This window comes from Enterobacter cloacae complex sp. SHL018 (assembly GCF_049237905.1).
Classification (GTDB): domain Bacteria; phylum Pseudomonadota; class Gammaproteobacteria; order Enterobacterales; family Enterobacteriaceae; genus Enterobacter; species Enterobacter hormaechei_C.
The window spans coordinates 305,258-327,722 of the sequence record NZ_JBMKJE010000001.1 but is presented as its reverse complement, the minus strand read 5'-3'; the positions used below and the strand labels follow the sequence as shown (position 1 = coordinate 327,722).

General features: G+C 58.8%; 18 protein-coding genes. 6 read left to right on the top strand and 12 right to left on the bottom strand.

Going from position 1 to position 22,465, the window contains the following annotated elements; all coding sequences use genetic code 11:
- Positions 1–42 precede the first annotated feature (42 nt).
- The 4 genes from ACOTY5_RS01685 to budA all read right to left on the bottom strand — a co-directional run bounded on the left by ACOTY5_RS01685 (position 43) and on the right by budA (position 3,917).
- Entirely contained in the window at positions 43–516 is a 474-nt protein-coding gene (locus tag ACOTY5_RS01685) for a cold-shock protein (protein WP_015571193.1), read from the bottom strand.
- A gap of 137 nt (positions 517–653) precedes the next feature.
- Positions 654–1,424 carry a (S)-acetoin forming diacetyl reductase gene (locus tag ACOTY5_RS01680; protein ID WP_003858846.1) on the bottom strand — a complete coding sequence of 257 codons (771 nt, stop codon included), beginning with the start codon at positions 1,422–1,424 and terminating at the stop codon, positions 654–656.
- Positions 1,425–1,444: 20 nt separating this feature from the next.
- The gene (gene alsS, locus ACOTY5_RS01675; protein WP_152818972.1) at positions 1,445–3,166 is read right to left on the bottom strand and encodes an acetolactate synthase AlsS; all 1,722 of its coding nucleotides are present in this window, start codon (positions 3,164–3,166) and stop codon (positions 1,445–1,447) included.
- The gene (gene budA / locus ACOTY5_RS01670) at positions 3,138–3,917 is read right to left on the bottom strand and encodes an acetolactate decarboxylase (protein WP_026080550.1); all 780 of its coding nucleotides are present in this window, start codon (positions 3,915–3,917) and stop codon (positions 3,138–3,140) included. Before budA ends, alsS begins: the two co-directional genes overlap by 29 nt.
- A 105-nt stretch (positions 3,918–4,022) precedes the next feature.
- Between budA and ACOTY5_RS01665 the strand changes: the two genes are divergently transcribed.
- The 3 genes from ACOTY5_RS01665 (at position 4,023) to ACOTY5_RS01655 (ending at position 5,796) form a co-directional block, all read left to right on the top strand.
- Entirely contained in the window at positions 4,023–4,904 is an 882-nt protein-coding gene (locus ACOTY5_RS01665) for a LysR family transcriptional regulator (protein WP_003858850.1), read from the top strand.
- 302 nt (positions 4,905–5,206) lie between these two features.
- Positions 5,207–5,314 carry an ash family protein gene (locus ACOTY5_RS01660; RefSeq protein WP_157843337.1) on the top strand — a complete coding sequence of 36 codons (108 nt, stop codon included), beginning with the start codon at positions 5,207–5,209 and terminating at the stop codon, positions 5,312–5,314.
- Between the two features lie 26 nt (positions 5,315–5,340).
- Entirely contained in the window at positions 5,341–5,796 is a 456-nt protein-coding gene (locus ACOTY5_RS01655) for a hypothetical protein (protein WP_045142667.1), read from the top strand.
- Between the two features lie 260 nt (positions 5,797–6,056).
- Here ACOTY5_RS01655 and ACOTY5_RS01650 read toward each other — a convergent pair whose 3' ends face one another.
- Positions 6,057–6,752 (bottom strand): hypothetical protein, encoded by a 696-nt coding sequence (locus ACOTY5_RS01650; protein WP_047746743.1) that lies wholly within the window; start codon positions 6,750–6,752, stop codon positions 6,057–6,059.
- Positions 6,753–7,078: 326 nt separating this feature from the next.
- Complete coding sequence (locus ACOTY5_RS01645) at positions 7,079–7,966, bottom strand: oxidoreductase (RefSeq protein WP_045142084.1); 888 nt, start codon at positions 7,964–7,966, stop codon at positions 7,079–7,081.
- A gap of 105 nt (positions 7,967–8,071) precedes the next feature.
- On the opposite strand from ACOTY5_RS01645, the gene ACOTY5_RS01640 reads away from it, so the two are divergent.
- Complete coding sequence (locus ACOTY5_RS01640) at positions 8,072–9,193, top strand: YbdK family carboxylate-amine ligase (RefSeq protein ID WP_045142083.1); 1,122 nt, start codon at positions 8,072–8,074, stop codon at positions 9,191–9,193.
- Here ACOTY5_RS01640 and ACOTY5_RS01635 read toward each other — a convergent pair.
- The 3 genes from ACOTY5_RS01635 to ACOTY5_RS01625 all read right to left on the bottom strand — a co-directional run bounded on the left by ACOTY5_RS01635 (position 9,123) and on the right by ACOTY5_RS01625 (position 16,167).
- A complete protein-coding gene (locus ACOTY5_RS01635; RefSeq protein ID WP_045142082.1) occupies positions 9,123–12,278 on the bottom strand; it encodes an efflux RND transporter permease subunit in 3,156 nt (1,051 codons plus the stop codon). The two genes, ACOTY5_RS01640 and ACOTY5_RS01635, sit on opposite strands and share 71 nt — an antisense overlap.
- 9 nt (positions 12,279–12,287) lie before the next feature.
- Positions 12,288–13,352 carry an efflux RND transporter periplasmic adaptor subunit gene (locus tag ACOTY5_RS01630; protein WP_017694366.1) on the bottom strand — a complete coding sequence of 355 codons (1,065 nt, stop codon included), beginning with the start codon at positions 13,350–13,352 and terminating at the stop codon, positions 12,288–12,290.
- Positions 13,353–13,458: 106 nt separating this feature from the next.
- The gene (locus ACOTY5_RS01625; RefSeq protein ID WP_017382547.1) at positions 13,459–16,167 is read right to left on the bottom strand and encodes a cation-transporting P-type ATPase; all 2,709 of its coding nucleotides are present in this window, start codon (positions 16,165–16,167) and stop codon (positions 13,459–13,461) included.
- Positions 16,168–16,655: 488 nt separating this feature from the next.
- On the opposite strand from ACOTY5_RS01625, the gene ACOTY5_RS01620 reads away from it, so the two are divergent.
- On the top strand, positions 16,656–16,904 hold the full coding sequence (locus tag ACOTY5_RS01620) for a DUF1158 domain-containing protein (protein WP_003858875.1): 249 nt from the start codon (positions 16,656–16,658) through the stop codon (positions 16,902–16,904).
- On the opposite strand, the gene ACOTY5_RS01615 is transcribed toward ACOTY5_RS01620, so the two are convergent.
- Positions 16,890–18,458, bottom strand: a complete 1,569-nt coding sequence (locus ACOTY5_RS01615) for an alpha/beta hydrolase-fold protein (RefSeq protein WP_421631821.1) — start codon at positions 18,456–18,458, stop codon at positions 16,890–16,892. The genes ACOTY5_RS01620 and ACOTY5_RS01615 overlap by 15 nt on opposite strands.
- Positions 18,459–18,581: 123 nt before the next feature.
- Between ACOTY5_RS01615 and ACOTY5_RS01610 the strand changes: the two genes are divergently transcribed.
- The gene (locus ACOTY5_RS01610; protein ID WP_045142080.1) at positions 18,582–20,726 is read left to right on the top strand and encodes a TonB-dependent siderophore receptor; all 2,145 of its coding nucleotides are present in this window, start codon (positions 18,582–18,584) and stop codon (positions 20,724–20,726) included.
- Positions 20,727–20,832: 106 nt separating this feature from the next.
- Here ACOTY5_RS01610 and ACOTY5_RS01605 read toward each other — a convergent pair whose 3' ends face one another.
- Together ACOTY5_RS01605 and ACOTY5_RS01600 are read right to left on the bottom strand one after the other, a co-directional pair.
- Positions 20,833–21,174, bottom strand: a complete 342-nt coding sequence (locus tag ACOTY5_RS01605) for a RamA family antibiotic efflux transcriptional regulator (RefSeq protein WP_003858880.1) — start codon at positions 21,172–21,174, stop codon at positions 20,833–20,835.
- A gap of 32 nt (positions 21,175–21,206) precedes the next feature.
- The gene (locus tag ACOTY5_RS01600; RefSeq protein ID WP_017382551.1) at positions 21,207–22,310 is read right to left on the bottom strand and encodes a RomA family MBL fold metallo-hydrolase; all 1,104 of its coding nucleotides are present in this window, start codon (positions 22,308–22,310) and stop codon (positions 21,207–21,209) included.
- Between the last annotated feature and the right edge of the window lie 155 nt (positions 22,311–22,465).

Genomic DNA, 22,465 nt, shown 5'->3' with positions numbered 1-22,465 from the left:
TTTCGTAGGCCGGGTAAGGCGTAGCCGCCACCCGGCAAAACGTTACTTCAGCAGCTTCACCGTGGCATCAATGTCGATCTCATCTTCAGTGAAGATCAGCGTCGTGTTCTGGAAGGTAGTGATCGCCAGCTTCTTCACCGTGCGCATTTCGCCCGGCTTTTTCTCGGTTTTGGGTTTGATGCTGTTCATCAGCAGCCCCACCGACAGCACCGCATTCTCTTTGTCGATTTTGGTCTCAACGGGCTCTTCCTCGCTGAACACCACGAAGGATTTAATTGAGGTGAGCTTCACGCGCTCGCCCGCAATATAGAGATGCTTACTCTCCGGGATCACCTTCACCGCATACGCGGAAAGGCCTTTGCTGTTGGTGGTTGGCTCGAAGGTCACCGCCGCATCTTTTTTAATCAGATCAGGGTTGGCGACCTTAATCACATGAAAATAGCGGTTGTCGCCGTTTTCATCTTTGATAAATCCAAAGCCTTTATCTTTAAACCACGTTGTGATTGTACCGTTCATCGCTGTTACCGCCTGTCAGATCTTAAGACTAAAGTTTTGCAGCGCGCAGTGTAATGCACAATGGCTGACGAGACAAAAAAAAGCCCCTGCACGGGAGCAGGGGAAAGTTCATGTCAGAGCTTTTTAGTATTGTGTATTTAGTTGAACACCATCCCACCATCAATCAGCAGCGACTGACCGGTCATGTAGTCGGAATCCGGCCCGGCGAGGTAAGAGACGCAGGCAGCCACGTCTTCCGGTTCGGACAAACGGCCAAGCGTGATGCGTTTGGCAAAGGTTTCCGTCCCGTAGCCAAGCGGTTTACCCGCCGCCTCGGAGACCTGACGGTCGATTTCCGCCCACATCGGCGTTTTGACGATCCCCGGGCAGTAGGCGTTAACAGTGATCCCCAGCGGCGCGAGATCCCGCGCGGCGGTCTGGGTTAAGCCGCGCACCGCGAATTTACTGGAACTGTAGACGGCCAGCTCCGGGTTACCGGTGTGGCCCGCCTGGGAGCAGGCGTTGATGATCTTGCCGCCGTGCCCCTCTTTACGAAACGCGTCAATTGCGGCCTGAATGCCCCAGATCACCCCTTTCACGTTGATGTTGTAAACCTTGTCGACAATCTCCGGCGTGATGGATTCGATGGGCGTGGACGGCGCCACCCCGGCGTTATTGACGATGACGTTAAAACCGCCCAGCGCGGTGCGGGCTTTTTCCACCGCCGCGAACACCTGCTCGCGGTCAGAGACGTCCACCTTCACGGCGACGGCCTTCCCGCCGTTACGGGTGATCTCATCCGCGACCGCTTTCGCCGTCTCTTCGTTGTAATCCGCAATAGCAACGGCAAAGCCGTCCTTCACCAGGCGAAGCGCGATCGCTTTGCCAATCCCCTGGCCGGAGCCGGTTACGAGAGCCACTTTTTGCATTTCTCTGTCCTTATATTGATTCACAAAATCTGGCTGAGATGGAGCTGGCCCATCAGCAGCGGGTTATCGCTGTAGTCGACGGGAATGGCCACCACGGCCGGGCCATCGACATCCATTGCCGCACGCAGCGTCGGTTCGAGCGCATCGGCGCTCTCGACGGCAAAGCCTTTCGCACCGAACGCGTCGGCATAGGCTTTGAAATCGACCGGGCCGAACTCGACGCCGGAAAGCCTCTGGTATTTTTTCTCTTCCTGGATGGCCACCATGTTGTAGGCGTTATCCACCCAGATGATGTGCAGCACGTTGGCGTTGAGGCGTACGGCGGTTTCCAGCTCCATGCTCGACTGTAAAAAGCCGCCGTCCCCGGAGACCGAGACCACCTTGCGCCCCGGGTTGACCAGCCACGCGCCAATCGCCCACGGCAGCGCCACGCCCATGGTCTGCTGACCGTTGGAGATCATCACCTGACGCGCCCGGAAGCTGTAGAGGTAGCGGGCGATCCAGATGTGGAAGCTGCCCATGTCCACGGTGAGCGTTACGTCGTTATTCACGATGTCCTGCATGGCGCGCACAATGCGCAGCGGATGCAGGGCAAACTGGTTAAGCGATGCGCCGCGACGGTCGAGGAGGTCCCGCTGATGCTGGCGATCGACAAGAATTTCCGAGGCGCGCTGGCTGAGTTCAAGTTTGTGCTCGATTCGACTGGCAAGCAGATTCAGCGTGGCGGCAATATCCCCGACCAGTTCCAGATCGGGAACATACTTGCGCTCCTCATAAGCGGGCAGCACGTCAATGTGCACCAGCGTCGCGTCGCCGCTGTTCCACATGGACGGCTCGTATTCCACCGGGCTGTAGCCGATGCAGATAATCAGGTCCGCCAGATGCAGCAGCCGGTCGCCCGCCTGGTTGTTAAAGAGTCCGACGCGTCCGGCGAAGCGGGTGAAGTGTTCCTGATTCACCGCCCCGGCTGCCTGATAGGTGCTGGTGACCGGAATACGGCTTCTCTCCAGCAGCTTATGCAGCGCGGCGCTGTTGGCGGGCTGGCTGGCCATCAGGCCGAGTAAGATGACCGGGTTTTTGGCCTTCGCGATAAGCTTCGCCACGTCGTTGATGGCTGACTCCGGCGCCGGGCCCATCAGCGCCGCGGTGCTGGCGGGTAAAATCGCCCCCGTGGTGGGCTGGTCGACAATATCCTGCGGCAGGCTGACAAACGCCCCGCCCGGCCTGCCCTGCTCGGCAGCGCGAAACGCGTTCGACACCACCTCGGCAATCGCGTCCGGTGAATTAACTTCGACGGCGTATTTGGTGACCGGGCTGAACATGGCGACGGTATCCATGCTCTGGTGCACCAGTTTCGCTTTATCTGCCCGCTTCACCGCCCCGCCCAGCGCGACCACAGGGTCACCTTCGCTGTTGGCGGTGGCGATGCCGGTGATCAGGTTGGAGCAGCCCGGCCCGGAGGTGACCAGCGCGACCCCGGCCTTGCCGGTTAACCGTCCTACCGCTGCCGCCATAAACGCCGCGTTCGCCTCGTGACGCACCGGGATAATCTCGATGGAGGAGTCCAGCAGGGAGTCAAAGACCTTGTCGATTTTTGCGCCCGGTATGCCGAACACCTGCTTCACACCCTGCGCTTCCAGCTGGCCGACAACCATATCGGCGCCGTGCGCCCACTGACGTGACTGTTTCTCACTGTTCACGGTAGTTCTCCTGTTAGTTTTCGACGGCGCGGATAGCCGCATCAAGGTTGCTGGGGTGCAGGTTGGCCTGTAAAAACGCGCTGTCGGCGGGCAGGTCAATCATCAGCTTGTGGATTTCGCCGAAGGTGAGCACGCCGTTCTCCAGCTGATAGTCGAGCAGGTGGCCCCCGCCCTGACGGTCGTCGGTGATAAAGTGTTCGTGATAGCCCGCCACGTTAATGCCCTGCATATGCTGCGGGGTGCGGAACCCGACCAGCACGCCCTCGCGCTGGTTAAAGCGGAACACCGGCTGGTCATCCAGCACGTCGGTCATCGCCCGGTACGGCGGTGTCTGGCGCGGTACGGTGCGGGTGTGCGCGTGGCGGAAATTGCCGTCGATGCGCAGCGCACAGAACAGGTTATCGGAGGGGATTTGCTGGTCGATCACGTCGTGGATCTGCTGACGGCTGACCGGCCCGTCGAAGGCCTTGCGGTACTGCGGCTGGAACCAGGTCATCACCGCGAACGGCGTTTTTTGCTCCGGCTTCGCGGCGCGGGCGCTGCCGTCGGCGCGCAGCTGGTACACCTGGCTGCTGAAGGCAATCATTTCACCGTCCAGCTCGTTAAAGGTACCGAGACCAAAATCACCGTGTGCCAGCAGGTCGGCGATGGTCGTCTCCCCTTCGTAGACGCCGCTTAGCAGGGCGCTCATTAGCGATGTCTGATAGATCACGCTGTCAGGATGCTGAGCCGAGAACCCACGCAGGGTCTCGCATAAACTCGCCTCACAGTCGCATGCAGATGAATGCATCATCATGCCCGTCCTCTTCAACTTTATTTATAAAGGTTAAATAAATGTTGACCCGATTCAGCAGAGAGTTCCAATATAGAATCCATGCTGGTTTGAGACGTTTTTGATATGGAACTTCGTTATCTGCGCTATTTTGTCGCGGTAGCACGCGAGCGACACTTCACCAGGGCGGCCAAAGCGCTGGGTATTTCACAGCCTCCTCTGAGTCAGCAGATCAAACGGCTCGAAGAGGAAGTGGGCACGCCGCTGTTCAGGCGCCTGACACGGGGCGTGGAGCTGACCGAGGCGGGAGAGGCCTTCTATGAGGACGCCTGTAAGATCCTGGCGCTGAGCGACGCCGCGCTGGAGAAAGCCCGGGGCATCGCGCGCGGGCTGAACGGCAGCCTGTCGATTGGCATCACCAGTTCAGATGCTTTTCATCCCAAAATCTTCGCCCTGATACGTCAGTTTCAGGTGCAGAACATGGCGGTGCAGGTTCACCAGGTGGAAGCCAATATGTCGTCGCTGACGACGATGCTGGCGGAGGGTGAGCTGGATATCGCCTTTGTGCGCCTGCCGTGCGAAAGCAGTAAGGTGTTCGAATTAAAAATCCTCGATCGGGAGCCGATGGTGGTGGCGCTGCATCGCGATCATCCTCTGGCGGCATGTGGCGATCTGGCGCTGGACGAGCTGCGGGATACGCCGGTGGTGCTGTTCCCCCAGGAGGTAGCACCGGGGCTGTATGACCGCGTTTACGGCAGCTGCGAGCGGGCCGGGATCGATATGCAACACACGCTGCAATCCTCACAACTTTCCTCTTCCCTGAGCATGGTCTCCGCTGGCGGCGGGTTCGCGCTGGTGCCGAAATCCATGGCCGCTATTTCTCCGCCGAATGTCACCTACCATGCGCTGCGCTCACCGGAGCTTTATACCGATATCGCGCTCTGCTGGCGGCGTTTTGAGCGTTCGCGGACGGTGAAGCGGTTTCTGGCGATGATGAGCGAGGGGTAGCTACGGTGTGGCTGTGCCCGGCGGCGCTGCGCTTGCGCGGGCCTACGGTTCGTGTCGCGGGTTGGTTGGCTTGTTGGCGGTTTTGTAGGCCGGGTAAGGCGCAGCCGCCACCCGGCAATGCCCTTTGGAAGCCGCCTCGCAAACTTTTAAGCAACCTTATGTAATTCAGGGGCATCCCTTTTCATCCCTTCTCCGCGGTCGTAAAGTGCCTGCGTTGCGGCACATCCGTAACCGGGCGTAGGAACCCGTTAGCATAAAGCGATATTTTTTGTCGCGACAGCGCATATCCCGTTAGAATCACGGTGGCGCTGACGGAGCAGTCGAAAGGCTGGCCGTTTTTCTTTATGCACGGTATTCCTACCTCCGTCAGCGCTACCCCCTCTGAGCGTAGGAACTCATCGGGCGGTTAACATTTTTTGCATAAAGAGGATGCCTTATGGCTACTATCCCTGGATTTTCTTACGCGCTTACTGAAGAAAGCGCTCTTCATCACCTTCTTCACCTGCAACTTCCCGATTCTGCGGATCTCTTTGAATTGGCTGACACCTGTGCGGCGTACGTAAGCGTACTGGTGGAAACGGACGATGCGGTGACATTTGCCACGCTCTGTAAGCAACTGCTGGCTGCGCTAAAACGAATGCGTGAGCGCTGTGACTCGGAACTTCCGCCGTATCTGGTGGAACAGCTAATTGCGGGGGAAAAGATCGCCTCCTGCGTACCGGACTGCTGGCAGGATACGGCGTTGCAGGTGGATTATGCTGTGGCGTTAACGCTGGCGGTAATGGGCGGGACGTTGCCTGTGAGCGTGGCGAAAGAACTCACCGGGCTACTGCATGATATGGTCTGGCTGCTGGCGGAGTTTGTGAAGGAGCCTTATATAACGGCGCACTGAGGCGGGTGATGGGAGGCCGGGGCTCTGCTGGGGTAAAAAGCAGGATTTCGGCCTTATGCATAATGCAATGTGGTTTGTTGAATGTCCGTTAAGAGCGAGGAGCGGAAGCTGGCTGCCGAAGCCGTGGCGATTCATGATGTGCAATAAGATGAGTAGAATCACTTTTTAGTATCTGAGTCTGGTTGGACCGTATATATTTGTCCCGCAACTCTATTGCTCATGATTCACCTGTAAAAGCCAAGGCTGGGAAACTCACCTTTCTATTTTTTTGAATTCATAATCACTGGCTGTTCACTAAACACATTCCTATTTAAAGTAAACCTATAGCACTCATTGTTGTTTCTTCTTAGATACATCACCCCCCATTGCTTTACTCCGCAATCAGATACAAATGACGCATCCGACAAGATAGCTATCTTTGCGACATAACCTGAAGATATAGCGGCAAGTAAGAACGGTATTGCTACAACAATCACCAGAGATTGAAGTATGGTAACAAACCTGACAAAGATTGATTGCTCATAATAAACTTTTGCCCGTTCGGGGAGGAAGCCAACAACGTTACCAGTAATCATGCCTACTGCACTGGATATGCCGGCGACAAGCACCAAGAAGAAGTACAGAATACAAATAGAAATAGGGATAGCAACAACGGCAGGTGAATATTTCAAATACTCCTCATCAACACCATAAATCACACTAAGCATTTTTAGCGTCAATACATATGAAATAAACCATATCACTACATTATAAAACTTAATAGAAAATGTGCTTTTTATTATTTTTTCCAGCATATATCTTTCTGGGTACAGCTTATATAAGCTGTAGATGAACAAAACTGAAAATGCGATAAAAACATGCTTGAACTCCAGAAGCAGCAGCCCAGTCGCGACAACTCCTAACGATAGCAAAAAATCCTTTGTTTTCTCTCTCATGACCTTATCCTTATCATTCATAGTAAATCTCCATCAGGGCTTTATGAACAGCAGACATGTAAAATTAAAAATACGCCACCAATTGTATATCTTCTCATTTTATTGTTTTGTTTTAAATTATTACGTGGCTAAGAGTTTGGTTTGAAGTGTTCACCTAAAAGTTCTACCCTTGTATAGGAATGTTAACAACTTCTGCTTCTGGCACAGAGCGGACATTCATATTCATCTCTCTTCCTCTCTATCGGCCCGCCGCCACTCTCAGGTATGAATGCGTTTATCACCTTGTTTAGAAAAGCGATGGGCAGCACGGCCGCCCATTACTATGCCGAACGGAAAAACAGCGGCCGTTAGCCCGGCCCCTCGCTCCCCGCCGCCAGCAGCGGCACCACGTCGCTGACGGGCACCGCAATCCCGTGCCTGCGGCCATAGCGCTGGATCACGCCGTTGCGTATGTCCCACTCCATCGGGCGATCCGCCTGACGGTCGGCAAGGATCGACGTGCCTAAATCCACTGGCGCACGCTGGAAGTTCGCCAGAATCTCCTGGGCCACCGCATCGTCCAGCTTCGCCCCTTCGGCGCGGGCGACGGTAAGCCCCTCGCGCAGGTAGGCCAGCGCCAGCTCGCTGATATCCTCGCGCCTGAACATCCCGGCGCGGCGATTGGCCAGCACCATCAGCCCGGCGACCGCGTTTTGCAGCAGCTTGCGCCAGGCGACGGTAGTGAAATCTGTCGAGAGCTCAACGTCACAGCGCGTGCCGCGAAGCGCCTCCACCACCCGCTGCGCCTGCGGCACGTCCGGCAGCGTAAGGCGCGGTTTGGCGCGCAGCCAGACGGAGGCATCCGGCTCGCGCTGGGCAGGGAACCAGACCACCGAGGGCAGCACCGTTGCGCCATTGACCAAAGGCGCAAGCTGGGCTTTCTGCTCCACGCCGTTTTGCAGCGCGCAGACCACGGTGTTTTCATCGCACAGAGCGCGCAGCCACCCGGCGCTGTCGGCATTTTGCGTCGTTTTGACCGCCAAAAAAACGAGGTCAACGGGGCGCGTAATGACGCTGGGATCGGTGAGTACCCGACCGGGCACCACAATTTCACCCTCATCATGACGCAGGCGCAGTTCCGGATGCGCGGTGCGCCCACACAGCAGCGGCGTGCGGCCCGCTTCATGCAGCACCGCGGCGATGGTGGTCCCAATCGCACCGGGTCCTGTCAGCGCAATGGTTGGATAGTCAGACATGGATCACTCCCCTTTTGCTAAGCCTGCTATCAGTTATACCACCCTGAAAAGAGCGCGCCACGCCCATTGTCTATACTCAACTCATAACAGACAACGGAGTGCGCCATGCCTTTACCCGACTTCAAATCCTCTGAACCTTATACCCTCGGCATTGAGCTCGAACTCCAGGTGGTTAACCCGCCGGGTTACGATCTGAGCCAGGACTCCTCTGCCCTCATCGCCGCCGTCAAAGACGACATCAAAGGGGGGGAAGTCAAACACGACATCACCGAAAGCATGCTCGAAATCGCCACCGGCGTGTGCCAGACCATCGACCAGGCAGCGGCGCAGTTTTCAGTGATGCAGCAGAGCATCCTGCGCGCGGCGGAAGATCAGCATATCCAGATCTGCGGCGGTGGGACGCATCCGTTCCAGAAATGGCAGCGGCAGGAAGTGTGCGACGACGAGCGCTATAACGTCACGCTGGAGCGCTTTGGCTATCTGATTTTGCAGGCGACGGTGTTCGGCCAGCACGTACACGTCGGCTGTCGGACCGGGGACGACGCCATTTACCTGCTGCACGGCCTGTCGCGCTTTGTGCCGCACTTTATCGCCCTGGCCGCCGCATCACCGTATATGCAGGGCACGGACACGAAGTTCGCCTCATCGCGTCTCAACATCTTCTCGGGCTTCCCGGATAACGGTCAGATGCCGTGGGTCAACAGCTGGCAGGAGTTCGAGGGGCTGTTCCGCCGCCTGAGCTCCACCAGCATGATTGACAGCATTAAGGATCTGCACTGGGACATCCGCCCCAGCCCGCACTTCGGCACCGTCGAGGTGCGGGTGATGGATACGCCGCTGACGCTCAGCCACGCCATTAACATCGCCGGGCTTATTCAGGCGACGTCGCACTGGCTGCTGACCGCGCGGCCGTATAAGCATCAGGAACGGGATTTTTTGCTGTATCGCTTTAACCGTTTTCAGGCCTGTCGCTACGGGCTGGAAGGCATTCTGACGGACGTACATACCGGCGAGCACAAAACCGTGGCGGAAGATACCGCCTGGCTGCTCGAGCAGGTTGCGCCGTCGGCCGAGAAGCTCGGCGCGACAAGCGCAATCAATGAGATTGCCCTGCTGTTAAAGCAGGGCAAGAGCGAGGCGCAGCGCATGCGGGACTTTATCGCCGATGGCGGCTCGCTGATTTCTCTGGTGCAGAAGCACTGTGAGCTGTGGGCGACGAGTCCGTAAGGCCGTGGCCCCACTCGCGCAGGCGCTGGAACAGCACGAACAGCGCCGGGATGAACACTATCCCCACCACGGTCGCCACCAGCATGCCGCTGAACACCGTAGTGCCGATGATGCGGCGGCTCTGGGCACCCGCCCCGGTCGCCAGCATCATCGGCAGGACGCCGATAATGAACGACACGGCGGTCATCATTACCGCGCGGAAGCGGCGCGATGCCCCCTCCCGTGCGGCATCGATAATCGCCATTCCATCCATGCGCCGGGCGCGGGCAAACTCCACGATAAGAATTGCGTTCTTGGCGGCGAGGGCTATCAGTAGCACCAGACCTATCTGCACATACACTTCGTTGGCGTAGCCCGCCAGCCACAGCCAGACCAGCGCCCCGCCGATGGCGAACAGCACCGAGAGCATCACGCTCGCCGGCAGCGTCCAGCTCTCGTACTGGGCGACGAGGAACAGCCACGCCATCACCACCGCCGCCAGCACGATCCATATCGCCTGATTGCCGGTCTGCTGCTCCTGATACGACATGCCGCTCCAGGCGTAGTCGTACCCGGCTGGCAGGTTTTCCGCCAGAATCTCGCCCATCGACGCCATTGCGGTGCTGCTGCTCACCCCTTCCGCTGCCGAGCCGCTCACCGATACCGACGGGAACTGGTTGTACTGCTGTATAAATGGCGCGCCGACGGTCGGCGTGATGGTGATGAGGTTGCTCAGACGCACCCGCTCGCCGCTGTTGCTGCGCACGAACAGCTCGCTGATTTGCTCCGCGCGCTCGCGCCACTGCATCTCGTTCTGCATCACTACGTGGTAGACGCGGTTGTTGACGCTGAAATCCCCGGCGCGCGTGCCGCCAAAGGCGGTTTGCAGGCTGCTGAAGATGCGTGACACCGGCACGTCGAGGCGGGCCGCGCGCTCGCGGTCAACGGTGAGCGTCATCTGCGGCACGTTGCTGCTCCAGGTGGTGAACACGCGGCTCAGCTGCGGGTTCTGGTTGGCTTTCGCCAGCACCTCACGCGTCACGCGCTCCAGCTCCGCCGGGCTTTGCCCCGCCTGCGCCTGAATGCGCAGGTCGAAGCCGGAGGCGTTGCCCAGCCCCGGCAGCGTCGGCGGCGCAAAGGTCATGATGGTGGCTTCCGGCAGGGCCAGCAGTTGCCGCTGCAAGGCGCCCATCACCTCATCCAGCGGCGGACGCTCGCTCCAGTCTTTGAGCATGATGGAGATAAACCCGCCGTTCGATGCGCTGGTGCCGTTGAGGATGTTAAACCCGGAGACCTGAATCACGTCTTCTACCGCCGGGTTGTTAGCGATCAGCTCGCGCGCGGTGGTCATCACCGCTTCGGTGCGCTCCAGCGAGGCTGCCTCCGGCAGCTGGACGCTGGCGAAGAAGTAGCCCTGGTCTTCCTGGGGCAGGAAGCCTTTTGGCATCGACATAAAGCTGAATACCACCACCGCCGCCGCACCCGCGGTGGCCAGCAGCGCCAGCCACGGGCGCAGGTTTAAAACGTTCACGATGCGGGTGTAGAAACCGCGCGTGGCGTCCAGCCCGTGGTTAAAGGCGCGATAGAGTGCCGCAGGTTTCTCCGGTCGCGGGCGCAGCAACAGCGCGCACAGGGCGGGCGTAAGAGTCAACGCCACCAGGCTTGAGAGCGTGACGGCAGTCGAGAGCGTCACCGCGAACTGGCGGTACAGCTCGCCCACAATCCCCGGCAGGAGCGCCACCGGCACAAACACCGCCAGCAGCACCAGCGTGGTGGCAATCACTGGCCCGGCGATCTGGCGCAGCGCCAGCGCGGTCGCCGCCGTCCGGCTCTGCCCTTCCGCCATCAGCGTTTCGACGCTCTCCACCACCACGATGGCGTCATCCACCACCATGGTCAGCGCCAGAATGATAGCGAACAGGCTCAGCGTATTGGCGGAGTAGCCGAGCGTATAGAGCACCGCGAAGGTGCCCACCAGCGACACCGGAATGGCAAGGGCAACAATCAGCGTCGCGCGCCAGCTTTGCAGGAACAGGGACACCACGACCACCACCGCCAGCATCGTCAGCGCCAGCGAGACGCCAATCTCTTTGATGGTGGCGGCCACAAACGAGGTGGTGTCGAATTTGACTTCATAGACCAGATCGTCCGGGAAGCGCGTGGATAACCGTTCCAGCTCCGCGCGCACCGCATCGGCCACGCGCAGGGCGTTAGCGGACGGCGTCGGGTAGATGCCGAGGTAGGCAGAGTCGTGCCCGTTCAGCTGCGCGCCAGAGCTGTAGCTGCGCGAGCCAAGCTCGATGGTGGCGACGTCCTTCAGGCGCACCAGCTGACCCATCTCCCCGGCGCGGATAATGATGTTGGCAAAGTCGTCGGCCTGATTTAAGCGCCCCAGCCCGTTAATGGTCAGGGTCTGCTGCTGGCCGTTAAACACCGGCGGCGTGCCGACCTGGCCTGCCGCCCCCTGCACGTTCTGCTCGCGCAGCGCCTGCGCCACGTCATCGCTGGTCACGTTCAGGGCGTTCATGCGGTCCGGACGCAGCCAGATGCGCATGCTGTAGTCCCGTGCGCCAAACATCTGTACCTGCCCGACGCCCGGCAGGCGAGACAGCGCCTCGCGCACCTGGGTGCTGGCGTAGTTGCTGACGAACAGCGGCGTGTGGGTGTTGTTCGGTGAGTAAAGGCTTACCCCCATCATCAGGTTGGTGGCGCGCTTGCGCACCTGCACGCCGTTTTGCTGTGCCTCGGTCGGCAGCTGCGCCACGGCCTGCGCCACGCGGTTCTGCACGTCGATGGCGGCGAGATCCGGGTCGGTGCCTGCCGCAAAGGTAATGTTCAGGCTATAGCTACCCTCGTCCGAACTGGTGGACTCCATATAGAGCATATGATCCACCCCGTTCAGCTGGGTTTCCAGCGGCGTGGCGATGGCCTCCGCCACGTCAGCCGAGCTGGCGCCCGGCCATGACGCTGACACATTCACGACCGGCGGGGTGATCTGCGGGTACTGCTCCACCGGAATAATCCTCAGCGCGATGGCCCCCAGCAGGGTGATGACCAGCGCAATCACCATCGCAAAGCGCGGGCGTTTGATGAAAAACGTCAGCATGATGGCTCCTTAATTCAGTATCTGGACGGCAACGCCTGGCTGCACGCGCTGCGCACCGTCAGTAATCGCTCGCTCACCGGGCTTCAGGCCGGAGGCAATCTGGAACTGCTGGCCGATCTGTCCGGCGACCTTCAGCGGACGCATTTCGGCTTTATCCTCGGCGTTAACCACCCATGCGAAGAATCCGTGGCCATTCTGCTGTACGGCAGCGGCGGGCAGAGTCAGCACTGGTTGCTCACTTGACGGACGCAGGTAGACGTTCACGTTGCCGCCGGGCAGCAGCTGATGGCGCGGGTTGGCGAACTCGGCGCGCAGCATCACGCTGGCGGTGCGCGGGTCGATGCGGTTGTCCACGGAGGTGAGTTCCCCGCTGATGCGCTGGCCGTTGCTGTCAATCAGCGCCTGCCAGGCCTGCTTCATGGCGCTGATATCCGCATGCTGTCCGGCTTTAGTGGCAAACGTGCCCTCTTCCAGCGCAAAGGCGATGCGGATGGGATCGAGCTGCACCACCTCCACCAGCACACCGCTGGCAGGATTCACCAGGCTGCCGACGTGAAAGTTGCTGTGCCCCACGCGCCCGTCAATCGGTGAGGTAATGCGCGTGTAGTTGAGGGTGACGCTGCGGGTGTCGAGCCGGGCTTTCGCCTGCTCCAGCGCGGCGCTCGCTACGTCGCGCTGCATGCGGGCGTTGTCCACGTCGTGGCGGCTGATGGCGTTGCTGCTGCCCAGGCTTTCGAAGCGTGACAGCTGCTGCTGCGCCTGACGCAGCGTGGCTTCGGCGCTTCTCACTTCGGCCTGCGCCAGACGCAGGGCGGCGCGCGGCTCGGCGTCGTCCAGTTCGAACAACACGTCGCCTTTTTTCACGTACTGCCCGTCGCGGAAGTGGATTCTGGTGATGACGCCTTCCGTGCGGGCGCGCAGTTCAACGGTGTGGATAGCTTCAATGCGACCCGGGATCTGACGCTCGGCGGCGTGGGCGGTCTGCTCCACGGTGGCGACACGCACGGGAATGGCCGCGGCGAATGCGGGTGGCAGGGTGCAGGCGAGGAGCGCGAACAGGAGTGGGAATTTCATGGGAGTACCTCGGCGTTGTTTTCCCTCACCCCGGCCCTCTCCCACAGGGAGAGGGAGGTCAGAGTTCCCTCTCCCTGTGGGAGAGGGTTAAGGTGAGGGCAAAAGGTTATGCAGCCTTACGGAACCTGCGGGTCAGTCGCTTCTCGATTTCGACGACGAAGAACATCACGCCCGCCACCGCCAGCGTCACGAACCAGTAGCGCAGCGGCAGCGCTTCGGTGCCGAACAGCATCTGCATAAACGGCAGGTAGATAATCGCCGCCTGGAGCAGGAACAGTACGCCCGTTACCAGCCAGATCCCTTTGTTCGCCAGCAGGCCGCGGTTCAGGGAGAACCCGTCGGTATTGCGGCAGTTAATCATGTATACCCACTGGGCGCAGACCAGCATCTGCAACAGCACGGTGCGGATGAACTCCGCGCTGTGGCCGCGCGGGGCCAGCCAGGCTTCCAGCGCAAAGGCGGCGATGGCAATCATGGTGCCGACGAAGGCCACGCGCCAGACGGCGTAGGCGTCCATCACGTGCTGCCCGGTCTGACGCGGCGGGCGGCGCATAATGTTGCGCTCGGCGGCCTCGAAGGCCAGGCCGAAGGAGAGCGTGGCGGAGGTCGCCATGTTCATCCACAGGATCAGCACTGGCGTCAGCGGAATGATGTTCCCCGCCAGCAGCGCAATCACAATCAATAGCCCCTGCGCCAGGTTGGTCGGCATGATGAACAGAATGGTCTTCTTCAGGTTGTCGTAAACGCGACGTCCCTCTTTCACCGCGCTGGCGATGGTGGCGAAGTTATCGTCCGTCAGGACCATGTCCGCCGCCTCTTTGGTCACTTCCGTGCCTTTGATGCCCATCGCGATACCCACGTCCGCCTGGCGCAGCGCCGGGGCATCGTTCACGCCGTCACCGGTCATGCCGACGATTTCGCCTTTGTCCTGCAACGCTTTCACCAGGCGCAGCTTATGCTCCGGGCTGGTACGGGCGAAGATGTCATACTTCACCGCCGCTTCCGCCAGCTCGGCGTCGTCCATCTTCTCCAGCTGGTAGCCGGTAACCGCCTGCTCGCTGTTGGTGATCCCCAGCATCTGGCCGATGCTCATCGCCGTCTGCGGGTGATCCCCGGTGATCATCTTCACGCGGATCCCCGCCTGCTGGCAGGCGTTAATCGCCTCAATCGCTTCCGGACGCGGCGGATCCATCATCCCGGCAATGCCGAGGAAGATCAGACCGTGGCTCAGGTCGTCGTGAGTTAATGCCTGCTCGCCGTTCGCTGGCTTGAACGCCGCGGCGACCATGCGCAGCCCCTGACGCGCATAGCGCTCCATCTCCGTTTCCCAGTACGCGCGGTCAAAGGCTTGCGCACCGTTGCGGGTCTGCTGCTGCTCACACAGGGCGAAAATCACGTCCGGCGCGCCGGTAATCAAAATCTGCTCCTCACTGCCAATCTGGTAGTGGGTGCTCATGTACTTGTACTGAGAGTCGAACGGGATCTTGTTAACCAGCGTGGTCACGACCGGCTCGAGGTGGGCCTTGGCCGCCAGCACCTTCAGCGCGCCCTCGGTTGGCCCGCCGGTGATGCCCCACAGGCCACGCTCGTCCTGAATCAGCTGGCTGTCGTTACACAGGTCGATGGTGCGCAGGTACTGCTCCAGCACGGTGCCCGGCTGGATCTGCACCGGCTCGTCGCTGCCTTCGAGGTAGATGTTGCCCACCGGCTCGTAGCTGTTGCCGTCCACGCGATAGCAGGTGTCGGCGGTGATGATGGCTTTCACCGTCATCTCGTTCATGGTCAGGGTGCCGGTTTTATCCGAGCAGACCACGGTCATCGCGCCCAGGGTTTCAACCGTCGGCAGCTTGCGGATAATCGCCCGCTTGCGCGCCATCGCCTGCACACCCAGGGAGAGGATAATGGAGATAATCGCTGGCAGACCTTCCGGTACGGAGGCTACCGCCAGGCTAATCAGGGAGAGCAGCAGCTCGCCCATCGGGATCTCGCGGAACACCAGGCTGAAGACAAACAGCGCGGCCATCATCGCCAGAATGATGGCGAAGATCGCTTTGCCCAGCTTGTCCATCTGCACCAGCAGCGGGGTGCGGTGTTTTTCAATGCCCGCCATCATCTGGTTGATGTGGCCGAGTTCGGTCTCCTGGCCCGTGGCAATGACCACGCCAACGCCGCCGCCCGCGCTGACCGTCGTACCGGAAAAGACCAGGTTCGTGCGGTCGCCCAACGGTAATTCGCCGTTCAGCGGGTTCGTGTGTTTATCCACCACGGTGGATTCACCGGTCAGAATTGCCTCTTCCACGCGTAAATTATGCGCTTCGATTAAGCGCATATCCGCCGGTATACGATCTCCTGCGCGCAACACAATAATATCGCCCGGGACGATTTCCGTCGTCGGGATAGTTTCATGGTTGCCGTTACGAATAACGCGCGCCTCGCTGGAGAGCATATTGCGAATACTCTTCAGGGATTTTTCCGCGTTACTTTCCTGAATGTGGCCAATTAAGGCATTGATTACCGCCACGCCCAGAATAACCAGCGTATCAACCCAGTGTCCCATTACTGCCGTTAATACGGCGGCTGCCAGCAGGACGTAAATCAGGACATCGTTAAAATGCGCGAGAAAACGCAGCCAGCCCGGCTTGCCTTTTTTCTCCGGCAGCGCGTTCGGGCCATGCTTCTGTAAACGCGCCTGCGCCTCGGCACGGTCCAGGCCATTAGCCTGGCTCTGCGCCTGAGCAAGCACCTGCTCTACGGTCTGCTGGTACGCCTGCCCGCCTGCGGGTGGCATATTCTGCGAGAAATTTTTTTTGGTCATGGTATTTTTCCTTCAATATCCGGTGGACGGAAGCCGGAATTCCTTTCTGGCTTTAAATAATTCATTTTTAAGTCTTGCGGGTTAAATTGATCTACCGCAATATATTGACTACCCGGTTATTCAAAACTGATTAAAATTATTTTGATGCGTTGATTTTTACAAAATATTTCTAAACCAACACTAAACGAGGAGGAAGCATGTTTGGTATTTATCGCGGACGGCGTCTGGCGTTATACATTGTCGCAGCCATTGTTATTGCGACGTTAATTGGATATAGCACCTATAGCTTTGTAAAATTATTTTCGTGAGAAAGACGTTTATTTACATAACGCGATATTAATTTAATCGCCCCGAAAATATTATCTATTTTCTGTTATTAATTCGCAGAATAACGGTGGCCTTTTACCCAATTTTGCCAGCGGGGATGATATTGCTTTACGTTTCAGGATGCCGGACAATGACATTTTTAACTGACGATTAACATTACGATGAAACATCCGTTAGAATCGCTGCTCACCGCAGGGGGCATTTTGCTGATGGCCCTGCTCTCCTGCCTGCTGTTACCCGCGCCGTCGCTGGGTCTGGTGCTGGCGCAGAAGCTGGTTCAGACCTTTCATATGGTCGATCTGAATCAGCTGTACACCATTCTGTTCTGTCTGTGGTTTTTGGTGCTCGGCGCCATCGAATTCTTTATCCTGCGTTTCATCTGGCGCCGCTGGTTTTCACTGGCGTCGTAAGCCAGTGAGATCGCGCATCCCGTGGATCAGCGCTTCACACCAGGCCGCGTAGTAGTGGCCGCTGGATGAGGGGTGGAAGCTGACGCGGTAGCCTTTATTCCTCAGCATCTGTTCAAAATCCTGCGTGGTGCGATAGATGCCGCCGCCCGGCCCCGTGGTTTCAAACTTCCCGGCCTGTAACCAGAAACGCACCGGATACGGTCGAGACTGTTGGTATTGACGCGTCAGCCAGCCGGGGGCGTCACCTTCTGGAGCCCACCAGTAAGAACCGGAAAGGCTCAGCACGTTGCCAAACAGGCGCGGATAGCGCAGCGCCACCCATGAAGAGGCAATTCCCCCGTAGCTTGATCCTGCCAGTACGGTTTTCTGCCGCTGCATGCCGATGCCCTTCCCCCGCAGCCACGGCAGCAGCTCGTGCGCCATAAAGTCAGCAAAATCCGGGTTCGGCGGCAGCTCGTTGCCGCGACGGGCGTGATCGAGGCTGTCGATAAACACCACGTTAATCGGAGGCAGGTGATGTCGGGCAATCAGACCGTCCAGCACGTTGGCAAAATGGTATTCGTCCTGATAAACCTGTCCGTCGAAAAGGATGAGCGTCCAGCGTGCAGGCTGTGCGCCGCGCGGTTGGTAGATCATCACGTCGCGGGCATTGCCGAGGATGTTGCTGCTCAGCCTCTGGCGGCTCAACGTCCCGTGTAACAGCGGCTGTGCCGTAGCCCGAACGGAGCAGTAGCGCGCCGGGCTGAGATCGAGCAGAGAATAGCGATTCCAGCGATCGGTCTTCTGCTCCCCAAAGCTATTCGGGTTAAGCGGATCGGCCTGCGCGCTTACCAGGATGGCGCGGCGTTGATCGCGGGCAGAGCCTTCAACGATCGGCACATCGGGGGCGAGCTTGTACTGCATCACCGTATCAGCGGGGACCACGTAGCTGCGGAACCAGACGTCGCTGTTGCCCAGACGGAACAGCGGATCGTGATCCCCCGCCGGAGAGCCGAGAATGAAGACGTTATCCCGCGCGCCGCGCCACAGAAAGGTCACGCGCTTATGGCCCGCATCTACCGGCTCCACCATCGGCGTTCCCTGTCGACGCTGCGCCTGCCAGAACGCCTCGGTACTTCCACCGGCAGAAATGACGTTTGCCAGCGCCTTCAGCGTCGGGCTTTCTGGCGCCAGCATCTGCACGCGTGGTAACGGAGAGGTCTCTTTCATCCGCCACTGAAAACGCCACGGCTTGCCAGCTTCGCCGTGTAGCACCAGCGAGGTGTTCTGTTTCACCGGCAGGGCAAACAGCAGCGTGTGTTCCCCGTCCGCAGGACCGTTTTCGATCAGCGTGCGGATGCGACGGTTTTGCCCATCCAGCAGGCGCGCATCCGTCACGCCATGCAGCGTGGCGGAAACGTAATTTTCATCCAGCTCGGGCAGGGAGAAGCAGACTTCGCCGCTGGCATCAAACTTTCCCTGAACATCGCCCTGCCGGGACGACTGCTCGCACGTTGCCGCCACGGCGGGCAGCGCGCCGATCCCCAACAGCAACCCACTCCATACCCTCTTCATTACCGCTTGTTCCCCAACGAAATTTGTTAACAACGCTAATGCAAATGGTAATAATTTGCAATATCATCAACGGCGTTTTACCGGTGTTTTTATGGCGATAGCAACCAAGGACGTTCAATAAAAATGTTTAAAAATAATAAGATAATGCAGCTCTGGCTGCTGAGTCTGGCGACGACCAGCGTCGCGGCTCAGGCAGAAACGAAAGAAGAAACGATTACGGTGACGCAGGGCGTGACTGAAGAGCCCACTGCGCCCGTAAAAGGCATTGTGGCGACGAAAACGCTCTCCGCCACCAAGACCAGCGCGGAGATCGTGAAGACGCCGCAGTCGGTATCGGTGATCACCCGCGATCAGATGAACATGCAGGACGTCACCTCCGTTTCGCAGGCGCTGCGCTACTCGGCGGGCGTGTTTACCGAGTACCGGGGCTCGTCTAACCGTAACGACGAGGTGTTTGTGCGCGGCTTTAGCTACGTGCCGAAATTCCTCGACGGCTTAAGCTTTGGCGCAACGGCTTCCTCACAGACGGGCACAGTTGACCCGTGGCTGCTGGAGCGCGTGGAGCTGGTGCGCGGCCCGGCCTCGGTGCTGTTTGGACAGGTGAATCCTGGCGGGTTAATCAGTATGACCAGCAAGCGCCCGACGGCGGAGGCCATTCACAACGTGCAGTTCCGCACCGGCAATAACGATCTCGCCGAAGGTGCGTTTGATTTCGGCGGCAAGCTGAGCGACGACGGCCGCGTGCTGTATCGCGTGAACGGTATCGCCCGTACGCAGCATAATCAGGTGGACGATTATAAAGAGACGCGGATGGCGATCGCCCCGGCGATCACCTGGTACCCGAACGATCAGACCCGCTTTACGCTGCTGACCAGCTACCAGAAAGATCCGGATGCCGGATACCGCAACTTCCTGCCCGCGTATGGCACGGTGAAAAGTGCCGACGGGAAGTACATCCCGCGCGACTTTAACGTCAGCGATCCGAATTACAATCAATCCTGGCGCGAGCAGACGATGATTGGCTACGAGCTGGAACACCAGTTCGCCGACAACCTCACCTTCCGCCAGAACGCCCGTTACGCCACCATCAAGCAGAAATATCGTTATCTGGTTTACGCCAACAGCGCGGCCAACAGCACGGTGTTGACCCGTCGCGCCCAGCGTGAAGAGCGCACGACCAACGAATTTGGCCTTGATAACCAGCTGGAATATCTGCTGGAGACCGGAAGCGTCAACCACACCCTGCTCGGCGGGTTTGATTACAAGACCAGTAAGAATAAACAGCTGCTGGCGCGCGGGAGCGGCTCACAGTATGACCTCGACTGGACAAACCCGGTTTACGGCGTGAACGTGGATGAAAGTACCTTCAATACGGCGTCCGACGAGCAGCAAAATCTCGACCAGATGGGCCTGTATCTTCAGGATCAGATGAGCTGGAACAACTGGGAGTGGCTGGTTTCCGGGCGCTACGACTGGAGCGAAGTGCGTACCAGCGACTTCACCGATAACAGCTTTACGCAGCAGAACGACAGCAAATTTACCTGGCGCACTGGCCTGCTGTACGCGTTTGATTCTGGCCTGTCGCCGTACATCAGCTACAGCACCTCGTTTGAACCGAACCTGCAAACCAACCGTGCGCCGGGCGTCGCGCCATTCAGGCCCACTACCGGGGAGCAGACCGAGATTGGCCTGAAATATCAGCCGGTCGACACCACGCTGATGACCCTGGCGCTGTACGATTTGACTCAGGACAACGTAGCGACCTATAACAGCGCTGAAGGCTGGTTCGAAAATGCGGGCAAGGTGCGTTCGAAAGGCGCTGAAGCGGAAATCCACGCCACGCTGATGGATAACATCAACCTGATTGGCTCCTACACTTACACCGATGCAAAAACCGAAAGCACCACGGTGGCGGGAACTGAAGGCAAAACGCCTGCGCGCATTCCAGCGCATATGGCATCGGCGTTCGCCAGCTATACCGTTCCGGGCGGAGCGCTGAAGAGCCTGACCGCTGGCGTGGGGATGCGCTACATCGGCACCAGCTACGGCGATGCGAAGAACACCTTCAAGGTGCCATCGGTGGATCTGTATGACGCGATGCTGCGCTACGATCTGGGCGAGATGAACCGCAGCCTGAAAGGGGCAAGCGTGCAGTTCAACGTCAATAACGTGGCAGACACGAAGTATGTGGCGTCATGCGCAAGCGATACGGCGTGCTTCTACGGGATTGGCCGGACGGTGACGGCGACGGTGAATTACAGCTGGTAAGCATGGTGCTGTCTGATCCCCTCACCCCGGCCCTCTCCCCAAAGGGGCGAGGGTGTAATCGTCCCCTCTCCCCTTTGGGGAGAGGGTTAGGGTGAGGGGATGTTTTTCAGTGCGCCCGACCGTGGTTTTCTTTGCGATACGCCCCGGGCGGCTGGTTGAAGGTGCGGGTAAAGATGCGGGTAAACGTCTGCTGCGAGTCAAACCCGTAGCGCAGGCAGATATCGTACACGCGCTCGTCTGACTCACGCAGATCGCGCGCCGCCATCAGCAGCTTGCGTTCGCGGATGTAGCGCCCCAGACTTTCGCCTTTGTACTGCATAAACAGCCGCTGTAAATGCCATTTTGAGTAACCCGCATGGCGGGCAATCTCTTCGATGCGTAACGGCTGGTGTAGGTTGTCATCGATCCATTCGACAATCGTATCAATGACCTGAGCGGAAATCGTCATACTGCTCTCCCCCTCTGCTTCTCGCTTAAACATTATTCCCACCACTCGCGAAATTGTTGCGTGGTATCACTCACCCGCACGGGCTCGCCCAGCTCCGGCGTCAGCAGCCGGTAGTTTTTATCCTTACTGGCTTTCGCCAGCTGGATCAGTGGATCGTTCCAGGTATGTTTCGCCAGCACAAAACGCCCGTTATGTCCCGGTACGACCGCTTTGGCATTGAGATCTGCCGAGGCCTGCGCCGTTTCTGCCGGGTGCATATGGATGTACTTCCAGTCCTGGTCGTACTGGCCGTTTTCCATGATGGCTAAGTCAACTCCGCCAAACTGCTCGCCAATCGCTTTGAAATGCGGGCCGTAACCGGAGTCTCCGCTGTAGTAGACCTTTCGCTCTGGGGTGACAAACATAAAGCTGCCCCACAGGGTCTGGTTACGCTTAATGCCGCGCCCGGAAAAATGGCGCGCCGGCAGAACGTGCACCGTCAGCGTATCGCTGATATGCACCGACTGGTTCCAGTCCCGCTCGTCGATAATCTCAGGGTTCATCCCCCAGTAGCGCAGATGCGAACCCACGCCCAGCGGCGTGACCACGCGCTTAACCTTCGGCAGCAGCGCCTTGATGGTGGCGTAATCCAGATGGTCATAGTGATCGTGGGAGATAATCAGCAGGTCGATCTCCGGCATGCTCTCCGCACGCCACGGGTACTCCCCCGCAAACGCTTTATTGAGGAAGGAGAACGGTGCGGCGTAGCTACTCAGAACCGGATCGATCAGGATGCGTTTCCCCGCCAGCTGCATATACCAGGAGGAGTGGCCGAGCCACACCAGCGTGTCCTGTTCAGGCGACAGGCTCGCTAGATCGGTTTTCACCAGCGGCAGCGGCTGCGCAGGACGGGCGTTTTCGGTTTTACGGGTAAGGAACTGCCACCACGCCACCAGCATATTTTGTTGCCCGGTAAAGCCCGGCGTAGGGAGCGTGTTATGGAATTGCCCGTCGCGATAGTGCGGAGAGGCTTCCACTTCAGAGAGCTGCGCACCCTGCGGTGGCTGGCCAAATCCGGCATTCAGTACAAACGGTAAACTGGCAGCTGAAGCAATAATCATGACTAACACCACGCAGATGAATAGAGGCTTTTTCATTTCCTGACCCGCCTACGCGCCCCATCCGATGGTTTGCGCGGGTGACACTTGATTATGAGTGAGTAAGCACTCATTATAGATAGGATGATTACGCCGTCAAGAAGGTTTTCGTTCTTTGACATTCCGCGTTGCAGCGTATCAAGGCTCGTGTTTCA

Excerpts from the sequence above, each read along its gene's own strand:
- ACOTY5_RS01610 (WP_045142080.1), top strand. The coding sequence starts at position 18,582 with ATGTTTAAAAATAATAAGATAATGCAGCTCTGGCTGCTGAGTCTGGCG.
- ACOTY5_RS01605 (WP_003858880.1), bottom strand. The coding sequence starts at position 21,174 with ATGACGATTTCCGCTCAGGTCATTGATACGATTGTCGAATGGATCGAT.
- ACOTY5_RS01615 (WP_421631821.1), bottom strand. The coding sequence starts at position 18,458 with ATGAAGAGGGTATGGAGTGGGTTGCTGTTGGGGATCGGCGCGCTGCCC.
- ACOTY5_RS01650 (WP_047746743.1), bottom strand. The coding sequence starts at position 6,752 with ATGAATGATAAGGATAAGGTCATGAGAGAGAAAACAAAGGATTTTTTG.
- ACOTY5_RS01630 (WP_017694366.1), bottom strand. The coding sequence starts at position 13,352 with ATGAAATTCCCACTCCTGTTCGCGCTCCTCGCCTGCACCCTGCCACCC.
- alsS (WP_152818972.1), bottom strand. The coding sequence starts at position 3,166 with ATGCGGCTATCCGCGCCGTCGAAAACTAACAGGAGAACTACCGTGAAC.
- ACOTY5_RS01665 (WP_003858850.1), top strand. The coding sequence starts at position 4,023 with ATGGAACTTCGTTATCTGCGCTATTTTGTCGCGGTAGCACGCGAGCGA.
- ACOTY5_RS01685 (WP_015571193.1), bottom strand. The coding sequence starts at position 516 with ATGAACGGTACAATCACAACGTGGTTTAAAGATAAAGGCTTTGGATTT.
- ACOTY5_RS01680 (WP_003858846.1), bottom strand. The coding sequence starts at position 1,424 with ATGCAAAAAGTGGCTCTCGTAACCGGCTCCGGCCAGGGGATTGGCAAA.
- ACOTY5_RS01655 (WP_045142667.1), top strand. The coding sequence starts at position 5,341 with ATGGCTACTATCCCTGGATTTTCTTACGCGCTTACTGAAGAAAGCGCT.
- ACOTY5_RS01625 (WP_017382547.1), bottom strand. The coding sequence starts at position 16,167 with ATGACCAAAAAAAATTTCTCGCAGAATATGCCACCCGCAGGCGGGCAG.
- ACOTY5_RS01640 (WP_045142083.1), top strand. The coding sequence starts at position 8,072 with ATGCCTTTACCCGACTTCAAATCCTCTGAACCTTATACCCTCGGCATT.
- ACOTY5_RS01635 (WP_045142082.1), bottom strand. The coding sequence starts at position 12,278 with ATGCTGACGTTTTTCATCAAACGCCCGCGCTTTGCGATGGTGATTGCG.
- ACOTY5_RS01645 (WP_045142084.1), bottom strand. The coding sequence starts at position 7,966 with ATGTCTGACTATCCAACCATTGCGCTGACAGGACCCGGTGCGATTGGG.
- budA (WP_026080550.1), bottom strand. The coding sequence starts at position 3,917 with ATGATGCATTCATCTGCATGCGACTGTGAGGCGAGTTTATGCGAGACC.
- ACOTY5_RS01620 (WP_003858875.1), top strand. The coding sequence starts at position 16,656 with ATGAAACATCCGTTAGAATCGCTGCTCACCGCAGGGGGCATTTTGCTG.
- ACOTY5_RS01600 (WP_017382551.1), bottom strand. The coding sequence starts at position 22,310 with ATGAAAAAGCCTCTATTCATCTGCGTGGTGTTAGTCATGATTATTGCT.